Raw genomic sequence first — 12,162 nt, 5'->3', positions numbered from 1 at the left:
AGACGTCGGCGCGGCAGAGAATGCTCCGCAGCAGCTCGACGCGTCACCTCGCGGTCGGCACCTATCTCGACGCCGACTTCCGCGACGCCGTGCTCGACGAGGTGCTGGCCCGGCGGGACCGGGCCGTGGCCCCCACCTTCACCACCGACGCCGTTCCCGTGGTGCGGCACGCCCTCAACGCCCGGCGTCACCAGCTCGCCCGCGACGCGGCGCTCACCGGCATCCTCCTGCTGTTCCTGGTGGTCGAGGGCCGCACCGTGCTGGGGGTGCTCGCGCTCACCGGGGCGGTGATGCTGGGCTGGCGCGCACTGAAGGCGATGCTGCGGCTGAAGGCCTTCGCGGCGCTCGCGCTGGTGGTGCCGGCCGTGCTGCTCGTCCTGATCGCGGCCCTGCTGTTCGAGTCGAACTCCGGCTGGTACTCCTCGATCAACGGCTCCACCGGCTACGAAGCCCCGGTCTCCCTCACCGGCGCCCTCGGCCGGGTGCTGGGTGTGCTCGCCGTCCTGCTGGGCGCCGCCTGGACCGCCGTGGTGGTGGAGCGCCTGGTCAACCGGCAGACGATCCTCGACCACCTCACGGCCCCGGTCTTCGATCCCGACGACAGCCCGGCCGAGCCGCGCAGGCACAGCGCCCGCATCGCCTACGTGGCACAGGCGCAGACGGGCAACGTCACCTACTACGCCGCGGAGCACCCGTTCGTCGGGAGCGGCACCGTCGTGAACAGCTGGACGGGCAGTGTCCCCCTGGTCCTGGCCGGGCCGGGTGGCCTCCCCCTCACCACCGAGGCGCTACGAGATGCCCTGTCCCTCGCGGTGTCCCAGCTGAGCGGGGCCGACGCGCAACTGGGCGACGCCGAGGAGGTGTCGGTGCAGGAGCGGATCCTGGCCCCCAGCACCCTGGCGCTCGTCGACCCGTCGACCGGCCTGCTGCGGCACCGCCTGTCCCCCGAGGAGATGGACGACGTCGCCACCGGCGCGAACCGCTACCTCGCCGTGCGCTCGACCGCGGGCGAGACCGAGATCTGGGTGTTCGTGCGCTGCGAGGTTCAGGGCCGGTCCCTGCACCTCGAACTGTTCAGCAGCAGCATTGCGCCGGTGCGGGCGGCCTATCGCGAGCCTGAGCTCGGCCGGGGCCCCGGCGTGGTGCTCCGCACGGCGCTGGGTGCGCTCCCCGACCTGCCCGACCTCCTGCTGCGAGCGCCGCTCCGCCTGCTGCTCACGGCGGCCGGGCCCGGGTCCGGCGGGCTGCGTCAGCAGCTGCGGCAGCTGGGCACCACGTCGTCCGCCGGCCGGGGGGCGCGGGCCTCGGTGCGCGAGCTGGGGGCCGAAGACGCCTCCGGAGACTTCCTGGCCGGTCTGGCCGTCGAGCGGCACGCCCGCAGGATCGAGCAACAGGTGCTGGAGACCGTCGCCACCACGCTCGAGCAGTCCGGCTACGACACCGAGGAACTCCGCCACCGCACGCAGGTCGTCCTCGACGGGCCGACCCGGTGAACTGCACCCGGTGCGGCGCGGCCTACCTGCAGGCCGATCCCGAATGCCCGCGCTGCGGTCTCGCGCTGCGGCTCTCCGGGGCAACAACTGCCGGCCCGGTGCCGGCTGCCCCTCCCGGCGCGTACCGCACGTCCGAGCGGCCTCTCGTCGTGCGGGGGGCCGGCCTGGTGGCCGTGCTGCTGTCGGCGTTCCTGGTGCTGCAGTTCGTCACCCGCGACTCCGAGGTCTCCTCGAGCTGGAAGCCCCAGCTGCCCGCCGATCTGGCCTCGCCGAGCACCGCTCCCCGGCCGACCGGGGTGAACCTGGCCACCGGGGCCGTCGTCACCGCCGAGGAGACCGACACGCCCCAGGAAGACGGCGCGGGTGACCTCATCACCTACGACGCGAGCAACATGGTCGACGGTGACCTCACCACGGCCTGGCGGGTGGCCACGTTCTACAACGGGCGCGCCATCACGATCGACTTGAAGAACCGTTCGCAGATCACGCAGGTCGGGCTCACGAACGGCTACACCAAGGTGGACGGGACCAACGGCAACGACGCGTACGAGATGGGCCGCAAGATCCTCCAGGTGACCTGGATGTTCGACGACGGCACGAGCGTGCGGCAGAAACTCGCCGACGACGTCCGCACCATCCAGTACCAGGCGATCGAGCCGGTGCAGGCTCAGCGCGTGACGCTGCGCATCGACTCGACCAGCACCCCGGGTCACGCCCTCAGCGACTACACCGCCATCACCGAGCTCTTCGTGGGCTCGTAAGCACGCGCGCGCATTTTCGAGCAAAACCCGACATTCTGCGCCAATGCGTCCTACCGTGAGAGTGTCCCGGACGGGTAAGGGTCCGGCGATCACCTAAATACGTTGCTGGCCAATGGCTTACCCGCCACGACGGGTTCTGGCCGCGCGTATCCCGCGCTCCATGTCAGGACCACTTAGAGGGGGATCCCCGATGATCAGACGCACCGTCACAGCTGGGCTGGCCACTGCCGCCCTGGCCGCAACCTCACTCCTGCTCGCCGGTCCGGCGCACGCCGCCGGCACGGCCGAGTGCAGCATCACCGACATCCTGCCGCAGCGCGCCGTCATCGGGATCGAGGGCGAGCGCGTGCAGTTCGGGGTCCGTACGACCTGCGACGACCAGGACATCAAGTTCTCCGTGCGCGGCCAGCTCATCGGTACCAGCGCCCACTCGTTCCGGTTCGCGGCGTGCAACTACGCGATGGTGCAGGGGCCGACGAATTTCGACTGCACACACGGCGGTTCGGGAGTCATCAACCCCAACGGCGGCACGTACTACGGCTACGACTTCATTCCCGGCAACGATCTCGCCGGGCCCAACCTGATCTCGGCCAGCGCCTTCGTCGACGCCAACCACAACGACAAGGACGACGACGACACCCACCTCGACGGCCTGTCCGAAACCATCACCCTGCTGCGCAAGACGCAGTTCGGGTCGACGTTCAACGCCTCCCCCGAGCCCGTCCGCAAGGGCAAGCGGCTCAAGGTGTCGGCCACGTTGTCCACCGCCGACTGGAACGACGGCACCTGGGGCACGGTGGACGCGCGGGTGAAGGTTCAGTTCAGGGCGTCCGGTCAGAAGACCTTCCGCACGGTGAAGACCGTCACGGCCACGGCCGGGCAGCTGCGCACCCAGGTGACGGCCACCCGCTCGGGGTACTGGAGGGCGTACTACCCCGGCAGCGACACCATCGCGGCCTCGTACTCGGGCAGCGACTTCGTGAAGGTGCGCTGAGCCGGGAGCTCTCACGCCGTTTCAGGGCCGTTCCAGCGGTCCCGTCCACAGTGAGCGGGAACTCGGACACCCTCGAACTCTGGATGGGAAAGGGATTCTCCATGAAGATCCGCTCCGTCGTGGCGCCCCTGCTGGTCGTGGGGACGGCCATCGCACTGTCCCTGGGCACGGTCTCGCCGGCGTCGGCCGCGCCGACCCGGGTGACCGGCGCCGCGCAGACCCAGGCCACCGTGATCGTGCCGGACGAGGTCGGCAAGAACGTCGGCATCGCGATCGACGACCTGCTGGCCGCCGGCTTCCGGCTCGGTTTCAAGGAGTACAAGGACAACAACTGTTCCTACGACAGGTGGCAGGTGATCCGGCAGAGCCCGGCGGCCGGTTCCTCCGTGCCCGAGGGCTCGGTGGTGACCCTCACCTTCGCCGTGTGGCCGGCGGCACCGGCGCAGTGCCCGTGACCCGCCGGGGCTGATTGCGCGGATGCCAACGAAAGAACGCCCAGGCCTGTCGGCCTGGGCGTTCTGATGTGGTCCTGATGGGACGTTGTTCGAACTTTTGTGCCCTGGTCAGAGCGCCTTCCCCCGCGCGCCTCACCGTCTGAGAGTGACGACAGTGCCCCCCTGTCACCGCCCAAACGGCCTCGACCGCTCAGGCGTCTCACCGACGATCAGATCCGGACGCTCGCGAACCGCTATCGCCAAGGTGCAACGATTAACGAGTTGGCCTGGAAATTCGGCATTCACCGACGAACCGTTTCCGCGCATCTCCATCGCAGCGGAACAATGATGCGCCGCCTGGGCTTGGACAACACCGCCGCGACGGAGGCAGCGCGCCGGTACGAGGGCGGCTGGTCGCTGACCCGCATCGGCAATCGACTCGGCGTCGCCCCAAGACCGTCTGGTCGAACCTCAGGAACCTGGGTGTGCGGATGCGCGACAGCCACGGCCGAGACCGATGATCGCTCCACCCCTGTCCCCCGTTCATGGCTCAATCGATCCACGCACGGGAGCGGTCCTGCCAGTGCTGGGCGACACCTTCGCTCAGGATCGGTGGTACGAAACGTGGTCGACGATCACGAAGAACTTCTCCGGCAGGATTCAAGCGCCTGACACCTTTGGTCGGATCTGCTGCGCCAGGCTCGATCAGGTTGCCGATCAATCGCCTTGAGGTGGCGCCACTATCCGGTATCGGCTGTCACGGTGGCCTTGGCTACCGATCAGGGCGACGGAGCCCGCCTCCCGCATGAGTTGGAGCGCGTACTGAACCTGCCTGGCGGTCAACCCAGTGGCTTCGCTGATTTCGACAGCCGTCATATCGCCGGTGTTCAGGTGCCGCTGGATGAGGTCCCAGTTCTTTCGTCGGGCGTTGGGCGATGTTTTATCGGCTGGCGAGTTCCCAGGCTGCGGTGCGGATTGCGAAGTGATCCGCGCTGTCGGAATGAGCGCTTCGCCGGTCAGGTGAGCTGCGATTCGGTACACACGTCCGCCACGTTCACCATCAGCCGTAGCGACGCCTGCCTCGACGAGCCCGGCGAGTTCGGTCCGGGCTTCGCGCGAGTCCATCGGAAAAGTTTCCCGGAAGCTCTGATTGGTCCAGGTCTGCCCGCGCCGCATCGCTACCAGGGCATGTCTCTGACGATCCCCGAGCGTCGCCGCAGCCGGAAGCCCGGCCAGCCAGTCCAAGTCCTCGCGAGCCAGCAGCGCGTGATTGGGAACCGCGACGGTGAAGCTGATTCCCTGGTCGTGGAACCGAGGCGGGACCATGCCGGCGTCCCGAAGGCTGGACAGGACGGCTGGGATGCCCGAGGCGAGCGCCTCTACGACGCGGTTGCCCTCCTGACTGCGCACGTTCTGGCAGATTCTGAGGAGCTGACCGTTGCGAGCCGAGGTGACACCGGTCTTACCGAGCCGGTCAACGGTAATCCCCCACAGGCCACCGGGGTTCGAAAGGACCAGCTGCCGTTCATCCAGCCGCAGCGTGATGGCCTGGGTGAGGGCGTAGGGGCCGAGATCACGGTGGATCAAGGCGTTGGACAGCAGCTCGCGGACAGCTTCAACCGGGAATTCGGGCTCGTCGCGTCCTTGGCCGTCAATACCGAAACGAACTCTGGTGCGGGTGTTGCGCTGGACCCAACGCAGGGCCTCGTCGAGCATGAGTGGCAGCGGCCCGTCGAAGCGGCGCACGTCGGCGGCCCGGGTGCCCGGTGGGTCACCCGCCCGCGGAGCTACGGAGGCTTGAATCACGGCGTTGGGGACGTACTGCTGCGGGTAAGTGCCCAACGCGATCAGACCGGCAAGGCTGGGTGAGCGATCCGAGCCGGTGGTGACGCCCGTGCGGTACAGGACCTCGTCGTCCGGCATTGCGGCCAGCGCGGTGGACGAGGCACGGCAAGAGGCCAGATACGCCGCCAGCAGATCCGGATGCAGGTCGTTCCTGGTCGCGCCAGGGACGACCTGCTGATCGAACATCGGAGTACTGCGATTGGCGATAAAAGTCTGCTCCTCGACCTGGGACAGCTCGTAGTCGCCATCGTAAGAACGCAGGTAGGCCTTGCCGGAGGAGGTGACCCGGCAGGGCTTTCCGTGGGAGGGCTGCTCATGGATTTTCGCTACCAGGACGGCGGCACCCTCGAACTCCAGGTCCCAGGCCTCGAAGGTGGCCGGCGGGTCCAGGGCCTGGCGGGTCTTCGTCGCCAGCGTGGCCTTGCAGGCGACGACGTCATACACACCCACTGCGGCGAAGCCGTCCCGCTCGTCCAACCCAAAAACGATCACTCCCCCACCAGGCGTGTTCGCGAAGGCAGACACCGTGGGCAGCACGCTGTCCGGAAACCCTCCGGCTGCCCGCTTGACCTCGATCTCAGGAGTATCACTGCCTTCCTGCCGCAGATCGACGATCAACGCAGCCAGCTCATCCGGGGTCACCACTCAAATATACAAAGGTTTTGTAGAAGTGGCCGACCTTTGTAGAACTGACTTCACACGTCTTGCCGAACGTCCAGGATGCCCGATTTCGGTAGAGGCAGGCGCAGCCCAGGACGCCGGGCCTACAGCACCGGCCCGTGTCGGCCCGCTCTTGTCGCTCCCAGGACATCGAGGGCCCTACGCATGGGACCAAGGACACCGAGCGCCCGCGTGAGCTCGATGAGCTCGCTGCGGTCAGCATCGCGCCGGACGAAATAGCGGCGCGTGGGACCCAAAGCGAGTGGTCCTCCACCGGCGAACGCCGCCAACAGGGCGCCGACGTCCTCACCACTCAACTGGACCTGCTCGAGCGCCCCGACGAGCTCTACCGACGGCTCCCCGGCAGCGGTAAGCGCCAGCTCAACCAGGCCATCTTCGAACAGCTGCTCGTCGACCTCGACCCGGACGATCCCGACGTCACCATCGCCGGACAGAACTACACAGAACCAGTCCACGACCTCATGACCGCCGCCCACCCCGAGCAAGCCAACAAGTCCCCCAAACGAGACAGAGGGACCGTCATCGACGGTCCCTCTGCTGCCTTCTCCGCTGGTCGCATGGAGCACGACACATGTTCGAATAATGCTCCTCTGGTGGAGCTGAGGGGATTCGAACCCCTGACCCCCTCCATGCCATGGAGGTGCGCTACCAGCTGCGCTACAGCCCCGCCCCTGATTCGGAACCCGCCGAGGCGGTTTCCCTGCTCAGGAAGCTCCATGAGCATATCCCACTTCCGGGACTGCTCATGACCACCCCTTGAGCAGGGGCCACCTCACGTCACTTCGCGTAGGTCTCGAACTCGGTGATCTTCGTCGTCCCCGTCGCCGAGACGATCTGGAAGGTCAGCTTCTTGGTCGAGATCGGCGTGAAGGTCTTGGTGCCGGAGTTGGTGCCGGTCGAGACCGTCTTGCCGTTGGTCTCGTCGATCAGCTTCCAGGAGGTGACCTTGCTGCCCGAGGCCTCCTTGATCACGATCGAGCCGACCGTCTTGGCGCTCGTCCACTTAACCGAGATGTCGCCGGTGTTGCCGCTCGGCTGCCAGTACGTGCTGGTGTTGCCGTCGATGACATTGCCGAAGCTGGAGCCCGAGGCCTTGCTGCTGCCGTCGGCGCCCGCGCCGAGCGAGAGGTTGGTGCCGCCCGAGGCCGGCGGGGTGGTCGAGGTCACCGGCGGGGTGGTCGAGGTCACCGGCGGGGTGGTGGTGCTGACCGGCGGCGTCGTGGTGCCCGGCGCGCTGGTGGTGGTCGGCACGTTGGTCGGGGTGCAGGTGCCGTCCGAGACCTTCAGGCCGGTGCCGGCACCGGCGGTGGCCTTGACCACGGCGGGCACGCAGGACGCGGCGTCGAGGGTCGCCGAGTAGGGCACGGTGACGGTGCCGGTGGACGCCATGCTCGCCCCGGCCGGGAAGTTCTCCGAGTCGGCAGCGGTCCAGCTCACGTTGTCGAGCACGTTGCCCGAGGTCTGCCAGGTGCCCTTCAGGCTCGTGTAGAACGTGCCCAGCACGTCCTTCGAGTCCTTGAAGTAGTTGTTCTGCACCAGGGCCTTACCGCCGTTGCGGGGGTTGATCCCGGACTTGTTCAGCTTCTCGTAGTAGTTGTTGTAGATGTGCGCGGTGGCCGCGCGCAGCAGCGGCGCCCGCGAGTCGATGTTCTGGTAGTAGTTGTGGTGGTAGGTCACCGGGCCGTTGGCCGAGTCGGTGTCGCTGGAACCCACCAGGCCGCCACGGCCCGAGTTCTTCAGGATGCTGTACGACAGCGTCACGTACTTCGAGCCCGACTTCATGTCGAAAAGCCCGTCGTAGCCCTCGTCCTCACCGCCGGAGGCCTCGAGGGTCAGGTGGTCGGCCCAGACGTTGGAGACGTCGGTCTCCAGACCCACCGCGTCACCGCCGTTCGAGGTCGGCGAGCCGGACTTCTTCACGTTCTTCACGTGCAGGTTCTGCAGGATGACGTTCTTGGAATTGCGCACGTGGATACCGATCTGGTCGAACACGGCGGTGCTGCCGACGCCGACCAGGGTGACGTTGCTGATGTCCTTCAGCTCGATGACGCCGGCCGCGGTGTTGCAGCTGCCCGACACCTTGGCCGTGTTGCCGACCGTGATCGTGCCCGAGACCTGGATGATGATCGGCGTGCTGTTGCTCGCCCGACCGCACAGCGCCTCGTGAATCTGCGTGCCCGTGGTCGCTTTCACGGTGGTACCGCCCGCGCCACCGGTGGTGCCGCCGTTCTGGGCCGCGAAGCCGTTCGCACCACTGGGTTCGGCCGCCGTGGCACCCTGCAGGTTCACCACCGCGACGGTCGCCGCCGCCGCGACCGCGAGCGTCGCCGCACCACCGACACCCAGTACGCGCTTGCGCTGCTTCATCGTTGTCGTCCAACCCTTCATCGGCGTCCCGGGGCCCGCGGGTGCGGGCTGGTTTCGCCGGTTCAGACGGACCGCCGGGCGCGAAAGTTGCCCGAGTGGGTCAGATTTCCGAAAAAGAGTTGCGCGAGGACGAAGGGCGGAGATGAGTTGTTGCGCGCACCTTTTGCTTGAGTAAAGCGAGAGTCAACATGAGCATGATCCCATCGATGGATCGTCGATCGGAGGCAACGGAATGCTCAACCGATTCAGATCGCTCTCGCTCGTCGCGGCCAGTGCCCTGGCGCTGACCGGGCTCGGCATCGGCACGGCGGGCTCGGCCCAGGCCGTGACGTGGGACTGCGGGACGGAGGTACACGCCACGTGGGGCGGTGGCCAGCTGTGCGTCAGCACGGCCGGCGAGCAGTGGAAGGTGCGCACCCGCGACGAGTCGACCGACGGATACTGCGTGCACGCGAAGTACTACTCGGAAGACCATGGCTCGTACCAGACGATCGCCAACACGACGGAGTGCGACGGGGTCTGGAAGACCCGGGTCATCGGGAACACCCTCCCCTGGCGAGACGGGGTCCGTCTCTACCGGGGCGACGGACGGTACCTGACGCTTCCGCGGTAGGTGCGCCGCCGCGTCCACCCTTGGGCGAGCCCCGCCCCCAGGCGGCCCGAGCCTGTCGTCAGCCCGCCTGAGCGAGTGCGGTGCGCAGAATCTCCCCGCGGCGAAGACCTCGGCCGGCCTCAGGGCGGTACGCGGCCTGGACAAACCGCAGAGGGCCCGGTCGCTATGACCGGGCCCTCTGCGTCGGTGGAGCTGAGGGGATTCGAACCCCTGACCCCCTCCATGCCATGGAGGTGCGCTACCAGCTGCGCTACAGCCCCTTACCGTTCACCGCGCCGAGAAGGTTTCCCCTCCCGTTCGGTGCTGTGAAACTTTATCGCAAGACAGGGGTGCAACTACAAATCGAGGCCCCCGAGCGCGTCCTCGAGCGTGATCACCGCATCAGCCGTGACCGGCCCGGACGGCCTCGACGTCGCCACACCCTCCGCCATCAGGGCCGTGAGAACGCCCGTGGCGTAGGACTGTCCGGTGCCCGAGGCGCTCAGCCGCTGCCGGGTGCGGCGGTTCACCGCGATCACGTGCCAGTCGCTCGAGCCGAGGTGCGGCGAGCGCGCGATCACTCCACGCAACCAGGGCATATGGGCCACCAGACCGAGGGACGTGGTGGCCAGGCCCGAACTCAGGGTCAGGTAGGTGCGCACCTGGATCCGCCGGGGCCCGCCGACCAGGAGATGGTCGGGGAAGTCGGCCCGCAGGTAGCGGCGACCTCCCTCCCGCAGGCCGGACGTGAGGTTGCGCACCTGGCCACCCTCAGCCGGGTGGTACAGGTCGACGCCGATCAGGACCGGCCCGCCGGTGGCCCGGAGCTCGTCCAGGTAGGCGGCCGTCGCCGGGATCTCCACGAGCGGCACCGACCCGACGGCCGACCCGGGACGGGCGTCCTCGATCCCCGACGCGTTGACCACCACGTCCACCATTGCTGGCCTGGGAGAGCCTCGAGATGGATCAGGCGGTGGCGCTCAAGCGCTGCCGGCCGATCTGCGAGGGGCAGGTGTGAGCACTGACCGAGAAGCTTCAGGAGACGTTGTAGCGGCTCAGCCGCCAGCCCCGCTCGGTGTTCTGCAGCTCGGCCCAGTGCGCGTTGCGCAGGCCCTCGAGCGCGTTCCAGGGCCAGTCGGGCGTGCCGAGCAACGAGAAGATCGCCCCGCGCAGTGCACCGCCGTGCGAGACGCAGACCAGGGTGCCGTGGTCCATCGCCTTCTCGGCCTCGAGAATCGCGGCGGCGCACCGGTCGGCGGCCTCGGAACGCTTCTCGCCGGTGGTGCCGATGCGCACGTCGCGGCCCATCCGCCAGGACTCGAAGTCCTCGGGCCAGGCCATGATGATCTCGTCGCGGGTGCGGCCCTCCCACTCACCGGCCGAGATCTCCCGCAGACGCGGGTCGAGCTCGATCTCCACGTGCAGCTTGGTGGCCAGGGCGCGCGCGGTCTGGGCGGCGCGGGAGAGGTCGGACGAGACGATGCGCACCTCGGTGCCGACCAGCTGGTCGTACAGCGCCTCGGCGGTGCGCTGGGCCTGGCCCAGGCCGACGTCGTCGAGCGGCACGTCGGTCTGGCCCTGGAAGCGGGCGGTGGCGTTCCAGGTGGTGCGGCCGTGGCGAACCAGGATGACCCGGTTGGCCGTCACGCCTCGTCCTGGGCGCTCGTGTCCTCGGTGATGCCCCAGCGCTCGGTCAGCGAGGTCTTGGCGTCGGCGTTGATCTCCTCGGGCAGCTCGATGACCGGGCAGTCCTTCCAGAGACGCTCGAGCGAGTAGAACTCGCGCTCCTCCACGTGCTGCACGTGCACCACGATGTCGCCGAAGTCGAGCAGGACCCAGCGGCCCTCCTGCTGGCCCTCACGGCGGATCGGCTTGGCGCCCGCCTTGAGCAGCTCCTCCTCCACGCCGTCGACGACCGACTTCACCTGGCGCTCGTTGTTCGCCGAGGCCACCAGGAAGGTGTCGGTGATCACCAGGTGATCACTGACGTCGATGGCGACGATGTCGGTGGCGAGCTTTTCCGACGCCGCACGGGCGGCGCGGGTCGCGAGGTCGATGGCACGGTCTGACGCGGTCACGTGCCCAACCTTCTCACGATTGCGGCAGACCGGGATTCACGCGCGGTAGAGACGGTGCTTGTTGATGTACTGCACGACGCCGTCGGGCACCAGGTACCAGACCGGCTCACCGTCGGCGACGCGGTCGCGGCAGTCGGTGGACGAGATGGCCAGGGCGGGCACCTCGAGCAGGCTGATGCGGTCGGCCGGCAGCCCGGAGGAGTCCAGCCGGTGGCCGGGCCGGGTGACGCCGATGAAGTACGCCAGCCGGAACAGTTCGTCCGGGTTCTTCCAGCCCAGGATGGCCGTGAGGGCGTCGGCGCCGGTGATGAAGTACAGGTCGGCGTCGGGGTGTTCCACCGCGAGATCGCGCAGGGTGTCGGTGGTGTACGTCGGCCCGCCACGGTCGATGTCGACGCGGCTCACCGTGAAGCCCGGGTTCGAGGCGGTCGCGATGACCGTCATCAGGTAGCGGTGCTCCGCCGGGCTGACCCGGCGGTCGTCCACCTTCTGCCAGGGCTCGCCGGTGGGCACGAAGACCACCTCGTCCAGCCCGAAGCGGCTGCCCACCTCCGACGCCGCCACCAGGTGACCGTGGTGGATCGGGTCGAAGGTGCCACCCATCACGCCGATGCGCCGCCGCCCGGCGGCGGCGCTGGGTTCACCCATGTCGTCAGTGGTTGTGCGAGACGTTCCGGAACGCGTACGTCAGCAGGAACAGCGCGAAGAAGAGAACGCCCGCGATGACCGGGTAGACCCAGTTGTCCAGCGGCAGCTCGTGGTGTTCCTCGGCGGCCTCGGTCGCGGCCGCGACCAGCGCGGTGGGGACGAACATCGTCATGACCTCTCATCGAACGGGGTGCCGGGGTGATCGTCCCGGGCAGGCTCCGAGTGTGCCATGCCGGGGCGCGACGGGCGCGGACACCCCACGGGCCCGG

The 12,162-nt window shown here is 68.2% G+C and carries 13 protein-coding genes and 2 tRNA genes; 5 read left to right on the top strand and 10 right to left on the bottom strand.

Annotated features, from left to right (window positions below; genetic code table 11):
• The first annotated feature begins 20 nt into the window (after positions 1-20).
• From J2S57_RS18160 to J2S57_RS18145, 4 genes are all read left to right on the top strand, one after another.
• Positions 21-1,493 (top strand): AbeC-like domain-containing protein, encoded by a 1,473-nt coding sequence (locus J2S57_RS18160; protein WP_307244481.1) that lies wholly within the window; start codon positions 21-23, stop codon positions 1,491-1,493.
• A complete protein-coding gene (locus tag J2S57_RS18155) occupies positions 1,490-2,254 on the top strand; it encodes a discoidin domain-containing protein (RefSeq protein ID WP_307244479.1) in 765 nt (254 codons plus the stop codon). Before J2S57_RS18160 ends, J2S57_RS18155 begins: the two co-directional genes overlap by 4 nt.
• A 190-nt stretch (positions 2,255-2,444) precedes the next feature.
• Complete coding sequence (locus J2S57_RS18150; protein WP_307244477.1) at positions 2,445-3,248, top strand: hypothetical protein; 804 nt, start codon at positions 2,445-2,447, stop codon at positions 3,246-3,248.
• A 101-nt stretch (positions 3,249-3,349) separates the two neighbouring features.
• Positions 3,350-3,703: a PASTA domain-containing protein gene (locus J2S57_RS18145; protein ID WP_307244475.1), complete on the top strand. Its 354-nt coding sequence runs from the start codon at positions 3,350-3,352 to the stop codon at positions 3,701-3,703.
• Positions 3,704-4,399: 696 nt separating this feature from the next.
• Here the strand turns inward: J2S57_RS18145 and J2S57_RS18140 are convergent.
• From J2S57_RS18140 to J2S57_RS18125, 4 genes are all read right to left on the bottom strand, one after another.
• Entirely contained in the window at positions 4,400-6,169 is a 1,770-nt protein-coding gene (locus tag J2S57_RS18140) for an ATP-binding protein (protein WP_307244472.1), read from the bottom strand.
• A gap of 122 nt (positions 6,170-6,291) precedes the next feature.
• Positions 6,292-6,663: a hypothetical protein gene (locus J2S57_RS18135; RefSeq protein WP_307244469.1), complete on the bottom strand. Its 372-nt coding sequence runs from the start codon at positions 6,661-6,663 to the stop codon at positions 6,292-6,294.
• A gap of 136 nt (positions 6,664-6,799) precedes the next feature.
• Positions 6,800-6,875, bottom strand: a tRNA-Ala gene (locus tag J2S57_RS18130).
• A 110-nt stretch (positions 6,876-6,985) separates the two neighbouring features.
• The gene (locus J2S57_RS18125; RefSeq protein WP_307244467.1) at positions 6,986-8,575 is read right to left on the bottom strand and encodes a pectate lyase family protein; all 1,590 of its coding nucleotides are present in this window, start codon (positions 8,573-8,575) and stop codon (positions 6,986-6,988) included.
• A gap of 232 nt (positions 8,576-8,807) precedes the next feature.
• On the opposite strand from J2S57_RS18125, the gene J2S57_RS18120 reads away from it, so the two are divergent.
• Positions 8,808-9,188, top strand: a complete 381-nt coding sequence (locus tag J2S57_RS18120; protein ID WP_307244465.1) for a hypothetical protein — start codon at positions 8,808-8,810, stop codon at positions 9,186-9,188.
• Positions 9,189-9,375: 187 nt separating this feature from the next.
• Here the strand turns inward: J2S57_RS18120 and J2S57_RS18115 are convergent.
• The 6 genes from J2S57_RS18115 to J2S57_RS18090 form a co-directional block, all read right to left on the bottom strand.
• Positions 9,376-9,448: transfer RNA gene (locus J2S57_RS18115), tRNA-Ala, on the bottom strand.
• Positions 9,449-9,523: 75 nt separating this feature from the next.
• Entirely contained in the window at positions 9,524-10,105 is a 582-nt protein-coding gene (locus J2S57_RS18110; protein WP_307244463.1) for a hypothetical protein, read from the bottom strand.
• 97 nt (positions 10,106-10,202) lie between these two features.
• Positions 10,203-10,814 carry a histidine phosphatase family protein gene (locus tag J2S57_RS18105; RefSeq protein ID WP_307244461.1) on the bottom strand — a complete coding sequence of 204 codons (612 nt, stop codon included), beginning with the start codon at positions 10,812-10,814 and terminating at the stop codon, positions 10,203-10,205.
• On the bottom strand, positions 10,811-11,245 hold the full coding sequence (gene rsfS, locus J2S57_RS18100; protein ID WP_307244459.1) for a ribosome silencing factor: 435 nt from the start codon (positions 11,243-11,245) through the stop codon (positions 10,811-10,813). Before rsfS ends, J2S57_RS18105 begins: the two co-directional genes overlap by 4 nt.
• A gap of 36 nt (positions 11,246-11,281) precedes the next feature.
• Positions 11,282-11,893: a nicotinate-nucleotide adenylyltransferase gene (gene nadD / locus J2S57_RS18095; protein ID WP_307244457.1), complete on the bottom strand. Its 612-nt coding sequence runs from the start codon at positions 11,891-11,893 to the stop codon at positions 11,282-11,284.
• Between the two features lie 4 nt (positions 11,894-11,897).
• Positions 11,898-12,065: a hypothetical protein gene (locus tag J2S57_RS18090; RefSeq protein ID WP_307244455.1), complete on the bottom strand. Its 168-nt coding sequence runs from the start codon at positions 12,063-12,065 to the stop codon at positions 11,898-11,900.
• Between the last annotated feature and the right edge of the window lie 97 nt (positions 12,066-12,162).

This window comes from Kineosporia succinea, assembly GCF_030811555.1.
Lineage (GTDB): Bacteria > Actinomycetota > Actinomycetes > Actinomycetales > Kineosporiaceae > Kineosporia > Kineosporia succinea.
This window is presented reverse-complemented; position numbering and strand designations above follow the sequence as displayed.

Coding starts and splice junctions, on each gene's coding strand:
- J2S57_RS18120 (WP_307244465.1), top strand. CDS start 8,808: ATGCTCAACCGATTCAGATCGCTCTCGCTCGTCGCGGCCAGTGCCCTG.
- nadD (WP_307244457.1), bottom strand. CDS start 11,893: ATGGGTGAACCCAGCGCCGCCGCCGGGCGGCGGCGCATCGGCGTGATG.
- J2S57_RS18145 (WP_307244475.1), top strand. CDS start 3,350: ATGAAGATCCGCTCCGTCGTGGCGCCCCTGCTGGTCGTGGGGACGGCC.
- J2S57_RS18110 (WP_307244463.1), bottom strand. CDS start 10,105: ATGGTGGACGTGGTGGTCAACGCGTCGGGGATCGAGGACGCCCGTCCC.
- J2S57_RS18125 (WP_307244467.1), bottom strand. CDS start 8,575: ATGAAGCAGCGCAAGCGCGTACTGGGTGTCGGTGGTGCGGCGACGCTC.
- J2S57_RS18090 (WP_307244455.1), bottom strand. CDS start 12,065: ATGACGATGTTCGTCCCCACCGCGCTGGTCGCGGCCGCGACCGAGGCC.
- J2S57_RS18160 (WP_307244481.1), top strand. CDS start 21: ATGCTCCGCAGCAGCTCGACGCGTCACCTCGCGGTCGGCACCTATCTC.
- J2S57_RS18150 (WP_307244477.1), top strand. CDS start 2,445: ATGATCAGACGCACCGTCACAGCTGGGCTGGCCACTGCCGCCCTGGCC.